The 18,353-nt window shown below is 69.2% G+C and carries 15 protein-coding genes; 11 read left to right on the top strand and 4 right to left on the bottom strand.

From position 1 onward, the window contains the following. The first annotated feature begins 917 nt into the window (after window positions 1-917). From ACRYR2_RS15340 to ACRYR2_RS15320, 5 genes are all read left to right on the top strand, one after another. Window positions 918-1,409 carry a hypothetical protein gene (locus ACRYR2_RS15340; protein ID WP_432563751.1) on the top strand — a complete coding sequence of 164 codons (492 nt, stop codon included), beginning with the start codon at window positions 918-920 and terminating at the stop codon, window positions 1,407-1,409. 88 nt (window positions 1,410-1,497) lie between these two features. Beyond that, on the top strand, window positions 1,498-1,962 hold the full coding sequence (locus ACRYR2_RS15335) for a hypothetical protein (RefSeq protein ID WP_432563750.1): 465 nt from the start codon (window positions 1,498-1,500) through the stop codon (window positions 1,960-1,962). Window positions 1,963-2,179: 217 nt separating this feature from the next. After that, a complete protein-coding gene (locus ACRYR2_RS15330; protein WP_432563749.1) occupies window positions 2,180-2,503 on the top strand; it encodes a hypothetical protein in 324 nt (107 codons plus the stop codon). 254 nt (window positions 2,504-2,757) lie between these two features. Further along, window positions 2,758-3,732, top strand: coding sequence for an AAA family ATPase (locus ACRYR2_RS15325; RefSeq protein ID WP_432563748.1), 975 nt, complete (start codon window positions 2,758-2,760; stop codon window positions 3,730-3,732). 91 nt (window positions 3,733-3,823) lie between these two features. Then, on the top strand, window positions 3,824-6,268 hold the full coding sequence (locus tag ACRYR2_RS15320) for a S8 family peptidase (RefSeq protein WP_432563747.1): 2,445 nt from the start codon (window positions 3,824-3,826) through the stop codon (window positions 6,266-6,268). Window positions 6,269-6,465: 197 nt separating this feature from the next. Here ACRYR2_RS15320 and ACRYR2_RS15315 read toward each other — a convergent pair whose 3' ends face one another. Further along, a complete protein-coding gene (locus ACRYR2_RS15315) occupies window positions 6,466-8,316 on the bottom strand; it encodes an SIR2 family protein (protein WP_432563746.1) in 1,851 nt (616 codons plus the stop codon). A gap of 374 nt (window positions 8,317-8,690) precedes the next feature. After that, window positions 8,691-9,965, bottom strand: a complete 1,275-nt coding sequence (locus ACRYR2_RS15310) for an IS256 family transposase (protein WP_432563745.1) — start codon at window positions 9,963-9,965, stop codon at window positions 8,691-8,693. A gap of 358 nt (window positions 9,966-10,323) precedes the next feature. Here ACRYR2_RS15310 and ACRYR2_RS15305 point away from each other — a divergent pair, with 358 nt between their 5' ends. Next, window positions 10,324-10,557: a hypothetical protein gene (locus ACRYR2_RS15305; protein WP_432563744.1), complete on the top strand. Its 234-nt coding sequence runs from the start codon at window positions 10,324-10,326 to the stop codon at window positions 10,555-10,557. 521 nt (window positions 10,558-11,078) lie between these two features. Here ACRYR2_RS15305 and ACRYR2_RS15300 read toward each other — a convergent pair. Together ACRYR2_RS15300 and ACRYR2_RS15295 are read right to left on the bottom strand one after the other, a co-directional pair. Then, a complete protein-coding gene (locus ACRYR2_RS15300; RefSeq protein WP_432563743.1) occupies window positions 11,079-11,762 on the bottom strand; it encodes a PAS domain-containing protein in 684 nt (227 codons plus the stop codon). A gap of 444 nt (window positions 11,763-12,206) precedes the next feature. Then, window positions 12,207-12,644 carry a response regulator transcription factor gene (locus tag ACRYR2_RS15295; protein WP_432563742.1) on the bottom strand — a complete coding sequence of 146 codons (438 nt, stop codon included), beginning with the start codon at window positions 12,642-12,644 and terminating at the stop codon, window positions 12,207-12,209. Between the two features lie 501 nt (window positions 12,645-13,145). Between ACRYR2_RS15295 and ACRYR2_RS15290 the strand changes: the two genes are divergently transcribed. From ACRYR2_RS15290 to ACRYR2_RS15270, 5 genes are all read left to right on the top strand, one after another. Next, a complete protein-coding gene (locus tag ACRYR2_RS15290; RefSeq protein ID WP_432563741.1) occupies window positions 13,146-13,904 on the top strand; it encodes a SipW-dependent-type signal peptide-containing protein in 759 nt (252 codons plus the stop codon). After that, a complete protein-coding gene (locus ACRYR2_RS15285; protein ID WP_432563740.1) occupies window positions 13,901-14,539 on the top strand; it encodes a signal peptidase I in 639 nt (212 codons plus the stop codon). Before ACRYR2_RS15290 ends, ACRYR2_RS15285 begins: the two co-directional genes overlap by 4 nt. Window positions 14,540-15,641: 1,102 nt before the next feature. After that, a complete protein-coding gene (locus ACRYR2_RS15280) occupies window positions 15,642-15,794 on the top strand; it encodes a hypothetical protein (protein WP_432563739.1) in 153 nt (50 codons plus the stop codon). Between the two features lie 11 nt (window positions 15,795-15,805). Next, complete coding sequence (locus ACRYR2_RS15275) at window positions 15,806-17,434, top strand: choice-of-anchor G family protein (RefSeq protein WP_432563738.1); 1,629 nt, start codon at window positions 15,806-15,808, stop codon at window positions 17,432-17,434. 142 nt (window positions 17,435-17,576) lie between these two features. Then, window positions 17,577-17,864 (top strand): cell wall-binding repeat-containing protein, encoded by a 288-nt coding sequence (locus ACRYR2_RS15270; protein ID WP_432563753.1) that lies wholly within the window; start codon window positions 17,577-17,579, stop codon window positions 17,862-17,864. Window positions 17,865-18,353 lie beyond the last annotated feature (489 nt).

Below are 18,353 nucleotides of genomic sequence, written 5' to 3'. Positions count from 1 at the left end.
CTGTCCGCCTCGCTGCCAAACGGGTCGCTGAAGCGACCCGGGGTTTCCTCGCTTCGCTCGAAAACCAGCGCTCGCGCTGCGCGCTCCCGCCGCGACTACCGTTGCACTGCAGTAAGTCTTAACGACTAAACTCCGTACCCCCTCGCTGCGCTCCGGGGCCCCGATCACCGACTAACTCTCCCCGGAGTTTCACCTCGCTGCGCTCGGGCGAAACTCCTCAGCCTGCACCTACAAGTTCACGCCGCTGCGCGGCTAGATCGGTACCGCAAACTACGCCCTGAACGAGGCGTGACTCCCCTGCTGAGTGCAGGCGTCAGTGTTTGTCATAGTCGGGGAAGGCTGAACCGTCCTAGGGTCACAGGAGGCTGGGTTCAGCCACTGATGCTACCAGCTGATCGTCGTCTCCTCAGTGCTGCAACGAGTCTGCTCAAACTTGGCGGGCGAAACGGACCTGATCGAGGAGTGCAGACACTCCTCGTTGAACCACCGCACATACTCCGCAGTTTCAACTTCTACGTATTGCCGACCCCGCCCACGAGCCGGCGGCCAGATGGGCAACGAGCGCGTCGCCACGGGCAGCGGTGGCGGCGGCGTGGGTGAGCAGCGTCGCCACCCCCAAACGCAGGTTGATCAGCGCCGTGAGTCCACCGACGCTTTCGCGCGGCGGCGGGCATACACGGCCGGCAGCTGAGTAGCCCCAGGTTGAACTCGCTGGATCGGACCACGTCGCGGTTCACCACCTGAGTGGGCCGCCCAAGCAGGACGCCAGGTACCGGGTGCGCTCCCCGCCGCCTCGACCGTGGCGCATCCTGGTGCCCGTGCGTGCTTGGGATCCCCGCCGGGAGCAAGACAGTCGCCTGCAGCGGCGCATCGCCGCCGCAGGCCCCCCACCTCCACGCACCGCCCACGAACCGGGGATGGAACGCTACGGCCTCTGGTACGCCAAGACCCGCAAAGGTCAAATCCTCGACGTCTCAACCTCCTTCGAGGACCTGGTGGCCTCCGCCCGCGGCGGGTGGGAGCCAGGAGTCGACGTCACCGCGACGCACCGAGCGCCGGACAAACGGCCGGTCCTGCTGGCCGGGGCCCCCTTCGGGCCACGCTGCGGCGCGAGCCGGTGGGTCCCAGAAGTCCCCGGCGGCCCGGTCGCCGACCTGGTCGCCGCCGTGCGGATGCTGCGCGCCTTCGACGCAGCACCAGAACCCGGACTGCAGGAGGACCTGAGGGTCGGCTCGGACGCGTTGCAGTCCCAGGAGGCATGGCTCAGCGGACGCGCCGAGGCCGGCATGGACGGCTTCCGCGTGGAGTGTCCGCTCCCGGCAGGGCACGAAGGAGCCTGCGAGGTCCACGCCAGGATGGGTGCGCTGGTGTGGCGCTGGGATCAGCGCGCAGGAGTCCTCGTCAGCTGACGTCGACTGACGCGGACACGCAGCGCCGGCGCGCTCAGCTGGGCCTACCGGGGCAAGCCCACTGACCTCCTTCGCCACCCTCACCCTCATGCCCCTGCTCGCCCCGGCCAAGACCAGCGAACGCGCCCTCCTGCTCCTGGCCGCAGTCCCGGCTGCCGCGCTCTTCGGCTACCTCGCCGGCTACGCCGCCGCTTTTGCTACCCACCTCGACGCCGCGCAGCGGGACCTTCAACTATGGGCTGCTCAACTGCAGGCCGCCCACCGCAGCGCTTCCACCACCGCCCAGCCTTCCGCACCGGTGATCAGACTCATCAGCGAGCCCATCCCCCAGCCCGGGACCGGCTCACCGATAGGCAGCGGCCACCTCGCTGCCCTCGCCCGACCCCCAGCCAACCAGCACCACGAGTCGCAGCACGAGCAGCCGCAGGGGCTTCACCTGGCGCCCGCTTTCAGCCGCGGAGCCATCGCTGAGGACCCCGCCACCGGGCTCGACGACACCAGTCCCCACCTCACCCTTATCGTCACCCACCCCATACAGCACCGCACCACCTGACAGACCGGCCCGGCCCTGCCGGCCCGAGCATTCGCTTCAGCGGAGCACCAGCTCAGTCACCTCAGAGGCCGTCCCAACGGGCCCGCCACGTGCAGGCAAAGCATCAGGCCGCAGCCGCGGCTCGCGGACACCGCCAACGAGTCAGCTAAGCCGGAAGCCCACCTCTGCGGCCCCAGCCCTGCACCCCATCCCTGGACTTCCCACCGAAGGACCCGCCATGACCCAGACCCCCAGCCCCCCCTCCGCGAGCGCCAACGTCACCGACCTGAGCAACGCCGGATCAGACAGCGAAGACCCCGCCACCCGCGCTGCTCGAGCCCGCCACACCAACGCCCAGCGCGCCACTTACGCCGCCGAAGCCCTCCAGGTGCACAGCCGCGTCAGCCGAAGCCACACCGACGACATGCAGCAAGCCCTCGTCGAACTGCTCACTGACCTCCATCACCTCTGCAATGCCTGCGACCTGGAGCTCACCACCCTTCTCCAGGCAGCCGCCATCATTCACGCCAACGAGACCCAGCTGAACTGGGATGCCAGCTGACGCACCGCATGCTCGCGCAAAGACACCTGCGGCGTCGGCCTCCGCAGCGGTAGCCAGCTGCTAGCCCGCCCACAGGGCCGCGTAGTGCAGCCGTCACTGCTGGTGCACCAGCCTCAGAGCCCTTCCCGGCCCCTGACCTGCAGCTCTACGCCTAACGCGGCGAGCCTGCAGAGCGCCCAAGCTCCTCCTGACTACTTTGAGCAAAGGCCGCCCGCGGACGCAGGCGGTCCCCGTTCCAGTGAGAAGATGAGGTCATGTCCGGGTCAGGTGAGCACCTCAAGGCCCTGGTGCGTAGCCACGCCCAGGGGGACGACGCGTCGTTCTACTCAGTGGCGCTGCAGGCAGCTGCTGCAGCGGCACGCCGAGGCCACAATCAGGTCGCGGCTGACCTGAAGAAGATCATCGACTCGGCGCAAGAGTCATCGCCGCTGCGCACGACGAGGGCTGTCCCCATCGCGCAGCCCCGCGGCGAGCTGGCCGAGCTCGTGGTGGCCAGCTATCCCGACGTGTCCCTGCAGGACTTCATCGGCCCCCCGGACCTTCTTGATCAACTTCGTCAGGTGATCCTCGAGCAACGGCAACGCCGGCGTCTGCTCGAGCACGGGTACACCCCCGCGCACCGCCTGCTCCTCGATGGCCCCCCCGGCACGGGCAAGACGATGACAGCCGCTGTCCTAGCCAGCGAGCTGTCGCTTCCCCTGCTCACCGTCCGGCTCGAAAGCGTCCTCTCCCGTTACCTCGGCGAGACAGCGAGCAAGCTGCGGGTGCTCTTCGACAGCGCTGCCGATCACCGGGCGGTTTTCCTCTTCGACGAGTTCGACGCCTTGGGCGCTGATCGCGGAGGCAACGACGTCGGCGAGGCACGACGCATCCTCAATGCCTTCCTGGTGTTCCTGGAAGGCGCTAGTCCTGAGAGCATCGTCGTGGCGGCTACGAATCACCGCTCCCTCCTCGACCACGCCCTGTTCCGCCGTTTCGACGTGGTGTTGACGTACTCCCTTCCGACTACGGATCATGCCTGGATGATCATGCACAGGCGGCTGGGGCGACTCGGCGCCGACATCGACTGGGACACCCTGGCCCAGGATGCTCAGGGATTGAGCCACGCCGATCTGGTCGCAGCCTGCGAAGCCGCAGCGAAAAAGCTCCTCCTGACCAGTGGGACAGTCGTCAGCACCAGCGACCTCCAGCTCGCGTTGTCAGCGCGTCACCGGGTCGGCCTTGCCTGAGGAGTCGTTGCGGCCCCACCTGCTCGTCGCGGGCACCGCTGAGGCCTCCCCGTACAAGCCGGGGAGTGGAGGTTCGCGCCCACCACGCGTGGTGAGCGATCGTGCAGCGCACGGTCAGCAGCTCATCGCCGCGAGCACAACCGCCTTCGCCGACGTCGAGGCGGCGCGTGTGGACCGGACGCGAGACCTCGACGAGGACCTGCGGGCGCAAGGGTCGGTCGTCGTCATCCAGGCGTACTCCGGGGAGTTCCCGCTCAAGCTGGAGTCCCTGGACCGCGCGGACGGGCGGTGGCGGTTGCTGTCCGTCGCCGACGCTACCGACGAGCAGCCAGAACGAGCCGAAGTGTGGATCGCGGACGAGCACCGCGCCACCTTCCTCGCCCTTCTCGAGAGCTACATCAGCGAGGACACCAAGTCCGGCGCGCCCAAGCACAACGCGCTCGTCGCCAACATGGGCTCCGTTCGGCGCGCCATCCTGGACGACCTGTGGCGATCCGAAGGAGAACCGCCCCGCACCGGCCCGCACGTCTGGGAACTGTGGCTGAACGCCTCCGAAGACGCTGAGGGACTCCTGCGTTCGTGGGCCACCCGACGCAACCTGGTCGTGCACCGAACCGTCACCATGTTCTCCGGGCGCATCGTCGTTCTGCTCGCCGCTGAGTGGAACACTCTGTCGGAGCTTCCCTTCACCTCCGTCCCCCTCGCCGAGGTGCGCAGAGCCTCCCTCGTCGGCTCCATCGAGGACCTGACTCGTGAGGAGCAACACGACTTCGTCGCCGACCTCGCCGGCCGCATCACGCCCGCTCCGCTTGAGGCACCCGCCGTCTGCCACCTGGACACCGGCGTGCACGGGAACCACGACCTACTCGCCGGTTCCCTCGATCCCGGTGACAACCAGGTCGTCCCCGCCGTCGGGACGGACACCGTGGACCGGCAGAGGCACGGGACGCTCATGGCCGGCCTGGGGCTGTTCGGGGACGAGCTGGACGCGTTCCTCGCCAGCTCTCAGCCCGTACCCCTGGTGCACCGGCTGGAGGCAGTCAAGATCCTTCCCGACGCCCCCACCTCGCTGCCGCCGGTGACCTACGGAACGGTCACCGCATCGGCGGTGGCGATGCCGGAGGTGACCAGACCGGAGCGGTCTCGGGTGTTCTGCCTACCGATCACTGCACCCTCCGACGCTGCGCCCGGGCGCCCGACGCTGTGGTCGGCGTCCCTGGACGCCCTCGCGGCCGGAGCCGGCATCCGAATTGACCACTCCCGCGGTCAGCTGGAGATCATCGACAAGCCGACCGCGGAGGCGGCCCGCCTCTTCGTCGTGTCCGCGGGCAACGTGGCGGGTATCGACCACCGTGCCGGTATGGACTACCGCGACCAGTGCGACCTCTCCCCCGCCCAGGACCCCAGCCAGGCCTGGAACGTGCTGAGCGTCGGGGCCTCCACTTCGATCACCACCGCACCCGTGGACCCAAGCTTCGCCAGCTGGTGGCCCCTCGCGACGGCCGGTGAGCTTTCCCCGCACAGCCGCACCGGTCACCGCTTCCCACGAACGGGATGGCCCACCGCCCCCGACGTCGTGTGCGAGGGAGGCAACTACCTCACCAACGGGTACGACCTCGACGACGCCCACCCGGAGATGGGCCTGCGCACGACCCACCCCGGCGCCAACGACCGCGTCAGCTCAGCCAACGCCACCAGCGCGGCGACCGCCCAAGTCGCCCGCCTCGGTGCCCTGACGCTGCAGCGCTACCCGCACTTCTGGCCCGAGACCGTCCGCGGTCTCATCCCGCACACCGCCCGGTGGACACCGCCGATGCGCCAGCAGATCGACGCGGAGAAGACGTTGACGGCGAAGTCCCGCGTCCGTCGACGCTACGGCTGGGGCATCCCCGACCCCGCGGCCCTCCTGAACTCCGTCGACAACGCAGTGACCCTCGTCGTGCAGGACGAGTTCATCCCCTTCACCGGCCCCGACCACAGCGCGCGTGAGTTCCGTCTGCACCGCTTCCCTTGGCCCGCCGCAGAACTGCGCGCCCTGGGGGCCGCCCGCGTAGACCTGCGTGTCACCCTGTCCTACTTCATCGAACCCAACGCCTCCCGCCGCGGCTGGCGCGGCCGCTACGCCTACTCCTCCCACGGGCTGCGCTTCAAGCTGAAGCGTCCCCTCGAGGACGAAGCTGCCTTCGTCGACCGCATCAATCGTGAATCGCGCAGCGAAGAAGAAGGACGCGGCTCCACTCCCGGCTCCGCGAGCGACCGCTGGCTCTTCGGCCCCCAGGGACGCGACGTCGGATCCCTCCACCAAGACGACTGGGAAGGTGGTACCGGTCCCGAACTCGCCGACATGGGCATGCTCGCGATCACACCGATCGGTGGCTGGTGGAAGAACAGCAAACGACGCGACCGACGCGACCACTCCATCCGGTACTCGCTCATGCTGACGCTGAGCACCGCGCAGCCAGTCGACCTCTACGCCGCCATCAGCACGCTGGTGAGTACGCCCATCCAATCCGTCATCGAGGTGCCTGCCACCTGACCGCAAGACCGGGTCCGCGCTGCAGACTCAATCTGATCACGCCACCGACCGGTGATAAACGTTCGCCCTCCACGTGAACTCGGGCCGGGGCACCGAAGGGACCGGGAGCGCGGAGTACATCGACTCACCGCCACCCCGAAGGAACAGTTGCAGCCCGTCTCACCCGCCAGCCCGGCCCCGGGAAAGCAGGACCGCCTTCAGCGGTGAGGCAGCTCGCGTACTCTGCGCAAGTACTGCCGCAGCTCGCTCAGCGTCGATTCGAAGAGGCTTCCCCCGGCGACGTCGAGCAGGTCGCTCCATGCGCCGGCCCGGGAAGCGTCAGGGGGTGTCGTCGCGGTGCGGAAGTTCACCTCGGCAATGGGGCGCCCCTCGGTGCGTGCGGTCCACCGTGGCTCAGCGATGAACAGGCCCGCGGCGGGAGGCAGGTCAGCGCCGGCGGGTTGGCGCAGCTGCTGCAGCAGGGCCAGACGGTACTCGTAACCATCGCTGGCGGTGACGTAGTCCTCTGCTTCAGGGATCTGCTCACGTACGAGCTCACGCAGATCAGCGCGCAGCAGCGCGCTGATCGGGTAATCCAACTCACCATTGGACCCCTGTTCCTGCTCGCGCCAGCGCGGCAGGCTCCGGATCGAGTCGATGTTGAAGACTCGCAGGTCGTGCAGCCCCTCGAAGGCGCGCAATAACACCGCAGGTTGAGCCGGGTCACGCCACCTCGGGCGTCGCACCAGGTTCAAGAGGGTGTCCTCGCGGCCAGTGTGCACGGCGATCAGCCCCGCGGTGCGCATCAGCAGCAGGGCTGGCAGGTGCCGCAGGTTGACCAGCTCCGCAACCGCCTGCGGACCAGTGCGGTGCCTACCGGCGGTCAGCAACCGTTGCACGGCCTCGACCCACAGGTCGTCGTGGAGCCCTGCATGGTCGTCGTAGACCCCGGCGGCCACCAGGCGCAGCAGGGAATCGCTGCCCGCGGTGAGGTCTTCGATGATCTGCTGCATCCCTGCCGGATCCAGGCTCTGCTGGGACCACGGCTGGGCGTTGATGGTCTGCACGGCGCGCTCGGTGCCGGATCGGATGAGGTCATGCAGGTCCACCCGCCGGGTCGGCTCCAGCAGGTAGCGCTTGAGCCGCGCCACAGCCACGGCCGTGCTCACGGGCGGCTCGCTGAGGCGCTCCAGGGCATCAACCTGCTCGAGCAGGCCAGTGAAGAGCACGTCGGCAGACGCCGCCGGGACCTCCTGCCCGGTATGTTGCGCGAGCACGTCCTGGGCAACGCGCCCCTTGCTGCTACGCCCGTCCCAGTACAGCGGGTAGCGGCGGTAAGGATCCTGCTTGAGCGCCGCGACGAGAGCATGGTCGCTCTCGCCGGACCAGCCGGAAATCAGCAGGCCGTACTCGCGCAGGACGCGCTGGAGCAGCTCCAGCCACGGCTGGGGATAGTCCGCCAGCTCGCTGACCGTGTTGCGGATGTCCTGCTCGACGTAGTCGCCGTGCAGCTTGATCACGGTGACATCAGCGTGTTGCAGGGGTGTCATCCCGGCCACCAGCTCAGCACGGCTGATGATCTGCGCGTGCACGCCGACATCGGCAAGGGCCTGCTCAGTGAGGCGGTCGAAGTTGGTGGTCAAGATGACGCGGATGTAGCCGCGCCGCACGAGCATTGCGATGGCGCGGTGCGCAGCGCTGGGCGCCTTGCGCCCGTCGGCGAGGTCCTCCTGCGTGGGCTCGAAGAAGCCGGCCAAGAGGTCACGGCGGGTTGCCGGCGAGGGACCGAGCGCCTGCAGCAAGTCGGAGTAGTTCAGCTCCTGCCCGGGGCGGTGCTCACTCCACCACTGCTTCGGATCAGAGCGGGCCTTCTCACCCGCCGTGGGGTCAGCGGGGGCATTAGCGGTGGCGACTCGGGCGACGAGCTCCTGCATGACGCCCCACCCCGTGGGCATGTCCGCGCCCCTGGAGACACCGGAGCCCAGCAGCAGCGCGTAGACCCCTGGCTGCGCATGCACATGCAGCGCCAGCAGGGACAACGGATCAAGTCCCGATCCTTGATTCACCACAGACCTCACCGTAGTCGTCGGCCATGACCGAGCCAGCCCACCCAGCACGACTGGCTGCCTTACTCGGGCCGCACTGGCATGCAGGCCGGCTTGCTGGGTCCGCAGACAGCGGCCATCCACACCGCAGCGGCTCGTTGGCAGGCGCTGAGAGCCGTCGCGTGCCAAGAGAAGCCTCGTGGGCGCTGGTAGCGATTGGGGGTGGGTGGCAGTAGTTCCGCAAGAGGTCGGACGCACCAACCGCGACGTCGTGCAGCTCCTAGGGTCTGGGGGCCATCGGTGACTCACCTGACTCCCGCGCCGGGCGCCGCACCGCTGGGTAACGGTCAAGTCCCCAAAGGTGGTGTACGACGGTTTCCTCGGGATGCTTCGTGCGGTCAGGCCGTCAAGGCCTGCATGGTGAGCTCGGAGTTCACCTCCGCAACGGTCTCGGTGGTTCCGGTGGTCTCCGCGCCGCCGGGCATTGGGATGAGCCGGCAACGGCCCAGCAAGTCCAGACCCAGGTAGCGGCGGCCTTCGGTCCACTCATCGTCTTGCTCGGCCAGCACCGCGCCCACCAGGCGGATCAAGGAGTCACGGTCGGGGAAGATCCCCACCACGTCGGTGCGGCGGCGGATCTCCCGGTTCAACCGCTCCTGCGGGTTGTTCGACCAGACCTGCCGCCACACCTCCTTGGGGAAGCTGGTGAACGCCAGCACGTCGGCGCGGGCGGCATCCAGGTGGGCGGCGACCTTCGACAGCTTGTGCTCCACCGCATCCAGCAGCCGATCGAACTGAGCGTGCACCGAGTCGGCGTCGGGCTGGTCGTAGACGCTGTGCAGCAACGTCTTCACCCAAGGCCAGGACGTCTTCGGCGTGAGGGCCATCAGGTTGGCGGCGTAGTGCGTCCTGCACCTCTGCCACGACGCGCCCGGCAGGGTGACGCCGATCGCAGCGACCAGCCCGGCGTGCGCGTCCGACGTCACCAGCCGGACACCGCTCAGGCCGCGGGCGGTCAGATCGCGGAAGAACCCCAACCAGCCGGCGCCGTCCTCAGCCGAGGAGGTCTGCAGGCCCAAGATCTCCCGGTGCCCATCGGCGTTCACCCCGACCGCCAACATCGCGTGGACGTTGGCGACGCGGCCGTCCTCGCGGACCTTCATCACCAGCGCGTCGGCGGCGAGGAACGTGTACGGACCAGCATCGAGTCTTCTGGTGCGGAACGCCTCGACCTCGGCGTCCAGATCCTTGGCCATCTCGCTGACCTGCGACTTCGACAACCGCGTGATGCCGAGGGTCTCGACCAGTTTCTCCATCCGGCGGGTCGAGACGCCCAGCAGGTAGGCGGTCGCCACCACCGTGGTCAGGGCCCGCTCGGCGCGGCGGCGGCGCTCCAGCAGCCAGTCGGGAAAGTACGACCCCTGGCGCAGCTTGGGGATGGCGGCGTCGATGGTCCCCAGGCGGGTGTCGAAGTCGCGGTGGCGGTAGCCGTTGCGGGTGTTGACCCGGTCGGGACTGGTGGTGCCGTACTCGGCGCCGCAGACGGCGTCGGCCTCGGCCGACATCAGGGTGTCGATGAACGAGCGCAGCATGGTGCGCATCAGGTCCGGGCTGGCCTGGGACAGGTGTTCGTCCAAGAAGCGGGCAGGGTCCATCATGGGGTTGGCGGTCATCGCGGTGTCCTCTTCGACTTGAGCGGGAACTCAGTTCGAAGCATCACGCGGTGGCCGCCTTCTACGTGTCAGGCGCGCTGATCACGACCCCGTCGCACACCACTCTCGTGGACTCCACTTCACCGAGTCGGGACTCCTACCGGCACCGGCTGAATCTGATCATCACCCGGCCGCGATTCCGCTCACGGTCTGAGTCAGGCAGCGCACGGTTGGTGACCTCCTGAGGCACACGCAGCGCAGAGAACCGATACGGGTTGTCGCAACACTCGGCCGTTACGGTGACGCAGTCCGTAAGTGACCTCCGCGGTGTCATCGGCTCCCGTAGTGCTACGGGCATGCAGGCCGCCGAGGGAACACCATGAAGCAGCAGAATGCGGTGGAGAGCTGGTGGTTCCAGGCCGATGAGGTCACCCGGGCCCGCGCCCTGCAACTGACGGAAATCGATCTGCTGCCCGAGGACATGGCCCTGGACCTGGTGCTGGCAGGGATCAGGATCGACCAGGTCCTCACCCGGGCGGGCATCGGGCACGTCATCCCCCAGGCGCTGTGGGACTTCCTGGAGGCTGTCCGCGAGCTGCGCTCCGGCGCATGAGTGAGGCCCGCCGGAATGCTCCGGCGGGCCTCACCATCAATGCTACGAACACACGGCAGCTGGCGGCTTGCTGAACGCGCACGAGCAGGTCGCTGCGCAGCCGGCCCCAGCGCCGAAGCCTCCAGGCCGGGCTCGGTGGCTCCCCTTGCCCACCTGCTCAGCGGAAAGCCGGCGGGAGCCATGACGCTTCAGTGTCAGGTCACTGTGCCGGCGGGGTGGTCTTCAACCCGGATGCGCTGCACGGCTGCTGGTCACCGCCCGGCCTTCCGCCTGGTCTCCCGGCGGGTCAGGTCGGTCATCGCCGGCGGAACAGCTGCGCTCCAGGCGACCACCGCCCCACCCACCGGATCGCCACCCCGGTCAGCGTCGTGCCGTGCCCGGCGGCGGCCTTCTCCAGATGCCGGTGCTCCGGGCTCCATCTGGACGTGACCCGAGCCCACGCTGCGCTCGGTCATCCCGCGATCCGCGGCAGGTACCGTCTTGCACGGCGGGCGCCGACTTGATGGCCTTGACGTGCGCCTTCAGCTCGGCAAGGCGGCGATGACGCCGACGATGCGGGGACCGCCCTCGGTGTCGGAGGCGATGACGCGTCCGCTGCTCAGACGCCAGGCGTAGCTACCGTCGCTCATGCGGGTCCGGTAACGCTGCTCGTAGCGCTGCCCGGTGCTGCAGGCCTGGGTCAGGGCCTCGGCGATGCGATCACGATCGTCGGGGTGGACATGATGCTCGAGCTGGTCCTGCAACGTGGCCCCGGCCACGGGATGCACGTCGAGCAGAGCAGCGCACTGCGCGTCCCAGGACAGCATCCGGCTGCGGTACTGCAGTTCCCAGGCCCCGGTATCCGGATCGAGCAGCACCCCACTGTGGACGCAGCCCGGCTCCACCGAGGCCCTGCCCGGGCGGCCACCCAGGAGTGTCAGACCGGCGCCGGCGTCGGTGAGGTCGGTGGTGGCCTCCACGCCGATCGAGAGGGAATTGTTCAGTTCCAAATCCGTGATCTCCCCGCTGCGGGCAGCGAGCACGGCGGCCAAAGCCGGGGGCAGCAGCCGCCATGCGGACGGGCCGGCACGGTCCAGCAGTTGCATCAGCACCTCGTGGGTCAGGTCATCGCCTTGGACGAGCAAGCCCTGGTCTCGACCGCGCTCATCGTCGATCAGGACGGCATCGGTGAAGATCGACAAGGTGGGATCGACGGTGGGAGGCATGTCATCGCCCCACATCTCGTACAACGCATCGCGCATCCCGCGCGCACGGGCTTGACGGGACTGACGCGCCCGCGGAGTGCTCATGTTGCCCCTGAGTTGTTCGCTGCCTGCGAAGGCGTGCGTAGTGCTCGCACCGCGCAGCCCCGCTCGCCCTGGTCCATGGTGGAGCGGTGCGGCGTGTGGTGTCCACCTGCAACCAACTTTGTGCACGCATGCCCCGGTGAGCTAGGCCCCCTTTCGGGGTCCAGCCGATGGGGACCACGCAGGTTGAGGGCACGCCGGTCCCGGCGCCACCCACGGTGGCCGCGATCAGTACGTGGTGCTCGTGTCGGAGGTCGAGTGCGGTGCAGTGCCCATCCCCCGCCGGGCTGTCCGCAGCGAGGACTGCACAGTTGGCGCTCCGCCGGAGGGCAGGCGGCGAGCCGACCGATGCCGGTCGCTGGCCTACCCGGGCTTGTGTCCGGTGTCAGGCAGGTGCCCGGTATCGGGTAGGTGGCCGGCCCGGCGGGCGGCCTCGACGGCTGCCGCGCTGCTACGCACGCCGTACTTGCGGCGGATGGTGGCCAAGTGCTGGGCGATGGTGTGAGATGAGCGCTGCAGCCGGTCGGCGATCTGTGCGCCGCTGAGGCCTTCAGCCACCAACTGCAGCGTCTCGGCCTCACGCGCGGTGAGCCGGTTGACCGCCGGAGCGGTGTGAGCCGGGGCGACGTGCTGCTGCAGCCTGCGCAGCTCGCCCTCCAGCCGGAGCAGCTCGGACTCAGCCAGCAGCACGACGCGCTCCCCGCTGCGCGCTTCCAGGTAGACACGACGGTCCCCGGCGGCGATGGCCTCCAGCAGGTGCGGCCACAACGCGCTGGCCAGCGCCTCGTCGGTCTCGTGCACGTCATTGCCTCCGTCTTGACCTACGTCTTCCCCTGCGTCTTGGCCTGCGTCCCGCCTCCGAGCTGAGTCGCTGTTGCTCAACGACCTGCGCGACCACGCGCATGGACCACTCTGACAATCGCAGCCGAAAGCCGCCGACGCACCCTTGGCGCTGTGCGTCAGTGCCTGCCGCCCGAGCCCGCGGTGTGCTGCTGGCATCGGCGTTCCGGCCTGCCTCCTTGAACTCTTGACGAGTGGCAGCGCATCACTGACTCACTCCCACCTGTCTCAGCCGGGCGGCCTGGCTGGAGCACCTGCCTTCTCGTCGACCGCCGCCAGCCGCGTGCATGGCTGAGGCCGGGCACGCCAGCAAGGCTTTCGTTCGGCCTCACCCGATCAGCTCAAGTAGTGAAACCGGGTGCCGAAGTACTAGTTAAGGCAACTAGTGATGGCCGCAGGGACCAGGTCCATTCCAGCAGGAGTCGACACCAACCTGGCAGCCGTACATGACAGGAGAGCGTTGTGAACGATCCCCAGACCCCGGGCATGCACCGCGCCACCGAAACAACTGAAACGCCCGGCCCTCGGGCCCGCCGCGCCCATGGACGAGGCGGACGCTCCGCCAGCCGCTGGGCCAAGACCCGGGCCCTGCTCGCCGGTGGTCTCGTCCTCGGTGTCGGGGGTTCGGTGACCCTGGCCGCGTGGACCGACACCGAGTGGGTCTGGGGCGGCGCCGACGGCGGCGGGGACATGGCCACCGCCAGCTTCGAGATCGAGCAGAACGTCTGGAACGGCGCCTCCGGAGCAGCACTGTGGCGCGACGGCGCCGACGAGACCAACGCCGGGCAGCTGAACTTCACCGTCGATGCCGCCAACCTCATCCCCGGCAAGACGGTCTACGCCCCGATGCAACTGCGCACCAAGGCCGGCTCCGAAGCCGGGTTCATCCAGCTCAACGGCGCCACCTTGGGCTCCAACCCCCCCGCCGGCGCCCAGACGCTGTACGACGCCCTGCAGTACACGGTGGTCACCGGAGTGGACAAGGCCGGCTGCACCGCCAGCACCTTCACCCTGCCCAGCAACATCACCGCCCAGCAGGTCGTGAACGCGCCCTTGGGCACCGTCGCCGGTCAGCGCATCCCGCTGGCAGCCGGCAGCACCGGCAGCGCCGGCACCGCCGTCGACGTGTGCTTCGCCATCACCTTGCCCGCCAGCGCGGACAACACCACCCAGAACAAGGCGGCCAAGTTGTTCTGGAAGTATGACGCCACCCTCGCATGAGCCTGCACGACGAGCACGCGATGACCACCCACCACACGGGCCACGTGGAACAGGTGGATCAGCTGAGCCACGACACCCAAGTACCCGACACTGCAGCGCAGAACGCCTCGGGGCGGTTCGGGCTGCGCCACTGGGCGCGCGAGGCGGTGCTGACGGTGGCAGCGCTGGGGGGCCTGATCTGCCTGCTGGCCATCGGCGCGGCGGTGTTCTGCGACATCACGCTGGTGATGTTCCGCACCGGCTCGATGAGCCCGGCGATCCCCGCCGGAGCCGTGGCCGTCGTCCGCGCGGTACCCGCGACCCAGGTGCAGGTCGGTGACGTGGTCACCGTGGCGCGCCCCGACGCCCTGCCGGTCACCCACCGCGTCGTGAGCATCGCGCCGAACCCGCAGGGGACAGTCTCCTCCCGACTGCTGACCCTCAAAGGCGACGCCAACGCCAGCGCCGACCCCACGCCCTACCCGGTCACCGAGGTGCGCCGCGTGGTCATCTCCGAAGCCCGGCTGGGGAACTGGATCAACCAGGCCCGCTCCCCACTGGCTCTGGGCGCCACCACGCTCTTCGTCGGCGCCCTGGTGACGTGGACGTTCTGGCCGGCCGCGACATCCCCATCCCGCATCCGCGCCCACCACTGAGCAAGCCTCACCAACGAGCACACCAGACCGCGGCAACGTTCTGCACCAGAAGAAGGAGGTGGATCGGATGCATCATCACGAAGAATCCGGCACCGTTCCCGCCGGCGGGTTCCCACCCCGCCTCCGATCCCTCCTGCGCGTCGGCGTCATCGCCTGTCTCGTGCTGACCCACGCTGCCGGTTTCCTGGTCTCCACCCCCGCTGCGGTCGCAGCCCCGGCTGCTGACTCGGCACCGCCGAAGCTGCACCTGGATTCACAGTTCACCCGTCACGGACCGGCCACGCTGGCCCCGGGCCGACGCATCCACTGGGAGATCGGCGCCACCTTGGACGGTGGCGTGGTCGGAACGCTGGATCTGCAGGTGGCCTCCGAAGGCGCCCTGGTCACCCGCCCCGACGGGTTGTGGATCCAGGTCCGCACCTGTGACCAGCGGTGGCTGACGAAACCCGCACGCTGCCCGGGCAACCTGCTGCAGCTGCTCGACCCCCAGCGCCTGGCTGACGTGGCGGCCGAGACGATGGTGCCGGTCGGGCACATCTCCCTGGCCGACTCCCAGTGGGTTCTGGTCACCCTGTACCTGCCCGACAACGCCTCGGCCGACCTGCAGGGCGCCTCTGGACGCGTCGGCATCGGACTCACCGCCTCCGGGGACGAGACCAGCGGACCGATCCCGACCCCGGTGCCCACCCACGCTGCCCCCAACGCCCCGACGCCGAGTCCTCACCCCACGATCGCACCCACCCCGGAGCCGAACTCCCCCTCGAGTTCCCCGTCCACTCCCCCCTCGAGTTCCCCGTCCACTCCCCCCTCGAGTTCCCCGTCCACTCCCCCCTCGAGTTCCCCGTCCAATCCCCCCTCGAGTTCCCCGTCCACTCCCCCGTCTGGTTCCCCGTCGTCAGCAACGTCGGAACCTTCCGTGCCGGTAGCGCCCACCTCGACACCCACCTCGGCCCCTTCCTCAGCCTCCACGTCCACATCGACGTCTCCCGCGGTTGAGGTGCGCCCCATCGCGGTGGGCCTGCCGGGGATGCCGCCTCCGCAGGCAGCCCAGGGATGGGCCACCCCGGCCGCCGGACGCGGATCGACAACTGGTACCGGCTCGATGTCGGGACTGCCGGCGCGCCTGGCCCGCACCGGAGCCGAACTGGGACCCACCCTGGCTCTGGCCCTGGGCGCCATCGCCACCGGTCTGCTCCTCAGCGCCCTGGCCCGCTACCAGCGTTCACCCCGCCGCTGCGCGCGGAGCCGACGGTGACCGCGCGGGTAGTGAGCCGGCACCCGATCAGTCGACGCGCGGCCACCGCCGCGGTCGCGACGGCCCTGGCCGCTCTGCTCGGCGTGACGCACCTTCGAACAGCTAGCGACCTCCTCGGGACGACCGAGGCGTCCTGGACCGACCGCGAAATGGTGCAGTCCACCTTCACCGTCGGCGGACCGGTGATCGGCGGACCGGTGAACTGCACGACCCCGGGGCGCTACTCCAGCGCCAGCCAGGCCCGCATGACCACCGGCCGCCTCCTGGGGCGCGACCTGTCCCCGCTGGTGGACCTGGCCGGGGTGTCGGCGACCAACCCGGGCACCGGCGCCACCGCGGTCCCCGCCACGACGACCCCGGCCGGCGCCGACGCGTTCCGCAACAACCTCACCGTCAGCGCCCTGAACACCGCCCTGACCACAGACCTGACCGGCGTCCTGTCCCTGCCGCTGGCCGGCACCAACCTCGGCGCCTACGCCCAGTACGCCCACGCCGGCAGCGACGGTAAGGCCACCGCCGCGGCCGGCCTGATCTCCGACACCGGCGCCCTCACCCTCGGCAGCGCCAGCACGCTCGGGGACGCCGCCAGCCTCGACCTGGCCAAACTGGCCCCCGCCACGGCCGCGCTGGCCGGAGTCAGGCTGAACGTCGGGGCCCTCGGAGCCCGCGCCACGATCGACGGGTGCCAGGCGGCCAACGGCGCCGCCTCGCCCGAGCGCAGCTACGGCATCGCCACGCTGAACCTCAGAACCGCCGTCCCGGCGGTCAAGGCCGTGGGCACCACGCTGACCACCCAGCTGGGCGTGCTCTCCAGCACCGTCGACGGGCTGGAAACCAGCCTGCAGTCAACACTGAAGAACGTCGCAGCACCTCTGCTCGCAGGCTCGGCCGCCACGAGCACCAGCACGGTGAACATCACCCTGGACCTGACCGCCCTCAGCAACGAACTGCTGGCCCCGCTCTCGGACGGGGTGGTCACCCTGGACCTGCGCACTGGGCTGGTCACCGTGGACCTGGCGGCCCTGCTCGCCGGGTCCGGAGGCCTGAACGGGCAGGCGCCGAACACCGAACTGGCGTTGACCACGTTGAGCACCGCCGTCCCCGCACGGGCCACGACCTTGCTGAACACGTGGAAGACGCAGGTACAGCAGCGGCTCACCGCGGTGCTGAACGCCGCTGCCGTCGAGTTGCGCCTCAGCGTGCCGCCTGCCCTGGGGATCGGTACACCCAAAGTCCTCGCCATCGACTCGACCCTGGGTGGGTTGCTGCAAGGCAGCGGCACCATCCGTCTCGACGGAGCCGCCGCCGTGGGAAGCCTGCTCAGCAGCCTGACCGGTGTGCTGCTGCCCGCGCTGGGGGCCGTGGTCAACACCGCCCTGTTCGCCGCCCCCACTGGTGCGGTGCCCACTCTGGTGGCTGCGCTCACCCCAGCGATCAGCGCGGTGGGACCGGCGCTGGCTCCAGTGATGTCCGCGCTGGCGGCGGTGCTCACCCTGACGGTCAACGTGCAGGACGACCCGGCCACCGGTGTGCACCGCGTCAGCGCGCTGCGCATCGGGGTACTGCCCTCCACCCCCGCCGGTACCGAACTGCGCCTGGCCACCGCGGTCGTGGGACCGGTAACGTCCCTCACCCCGTGACGACGCCCCCAGGTCACCGAGAAACCTCATCGGTTCTCCCGCACGGCTCGAACACGACCCAGCCCGCCGAACTCGCGAGTTGAAGGACGGGGCACCTGGGCCATCGACATGATCTTTGCATTAGTGATCACCGCAGGCTTCGCTGACCCGCCTGGCCGGCGCCGACCGGTACGACACCTCCGCCGCCGTGGCCACCGCCGTCTTCCCCCAGGCCAGCACCGCCCTGGTGGCCAGCGGAGACAACTTCCCCGATGCCCTGGCCGGCGTGCCGGCCGCAGCGTTGAACGCCGCCCCGATGCTGCTGCTGCCCCAGCAGTGCACCCCGCTGTCACTGGCCACCTACGTGGCCAACAGCCAGATCAGCAGCGAGATCATCCTGGGCGGTCCCACCTCGGTCACCCCCGAAGCGTTGACCACCACCTGCGCCTGACCAGCTCGCCACCGCACCCGGCTCTGCCCGACCTGTTCTCGCAGCGTCCACGCGAAGCCGGGTTCCGGCGTCCAGGAGCGCACCGAAACCCGCCGCCCGAGAGCAACAAGTGCCCCTCGTCGAGGACTCCTGGAGTACACGCGTCCCACCGAGACCGGGGCTTCGACCACGACGCACAGGGCGAGATCGCGAGCGCCGCGCAGAGTCAACGCAGCACCCAGCAGGCAGGGACGCAACGGTGAAGCACTCCCTGCCCACTCCCAAGGCAGCCAGGCCAACAACCGAGAACTGGTGAGCCGAAGAGCCAGCAGCAGCTGCTGAACACACCCCTTGCCCTCAGCAATTTCACGCACATGGCGATGAGGGAGCAGACCCTGTGCCCCTGCCCGACGAGCTGAGCAGAACCTCAGCACCCCGAGCGAAGGCGCTCAGAGAGCCGGTCTCGACTGATGCAAGCAAAACCGCACGCTCCTACCGTCGGCATACCTT

Origin of the sequence: Kineococcus deserti (genome assembly GCF_050871945.1) — a bacterium.
In the GTDB taxonomy this organism is placed as follows: Bacteria; Actinomycetota; Actinomycetes; order Actinomycetales; family Kineococcaceae; genus Kineococcus.
This window is presented reverse-complemented; position numbering and strand designations above follow the sequence as displayed.

Coding starts and splice junctions, on each gene's coding strand:
- ACRYR2_RS15340 (WP_432563751.1), top strand. CDS start 918: ATGGAACGCTACGGCCTCTGGTACGCCAAGACCCGCAAAGGTCAAATC.
- ACRYR2_RS15280 (WP_432563739.1), top strand. CDS start 15,642: ATGTCGGGACTGCCGGCGCGCCTGGCCCGCACCGGAGCCGAACTGGGA.
- ACRYR2_RS15300 (WP_432563743.1), bottom strand. CDS start 11,762: ATGCCTCCCACCGTCGATCCCACCTTGTCGATCTTCACCGATGCCGTC.
- ACRYR2_RS15310 (WP_432563745.1), bottom strand. CDS start 9,965: ATGACCGCCAACCCCATGATGGACCCTGCCCGCTTCTTGGACGAACAC.
- ACRYR2_RS15285 (WP_432563740.1), top strand. CDS start 13,901: ATGAGCCTGCACGACGAGCACGCGATGACCACCCACCACACGGGCCAC.
- ACRYR2_RS15335 (WP_432563750.1), top strand. CDS start 1,498: ATGCCCCTGCTCGCCCCGGCCAAGACCAGCGAACGCGCCCTCCTGCTC.
- ACRYR2_RS15330 (WP_432563749.1), top strand. CDS start 2,180: ATGACCCAGACCCCCAGCCCCCCCTCCGCGAGCGCCAACGTCACCGAC.
- ACRYR2_RS15325 (WP_432563748.1), top strand. CDS start 2,758: ATGTCCGGGTCAGGTGAGCACCTCAAGGCCCTGGTGCGTAGCCACGCC.
- ACRYR2_RS15305 (WP_432563744.1), top strand. CDS start 10,324: ATGAAGCAGCAGAATGCGGTGGAGAGCTGGTGGTTCCAGGCCGATGAG.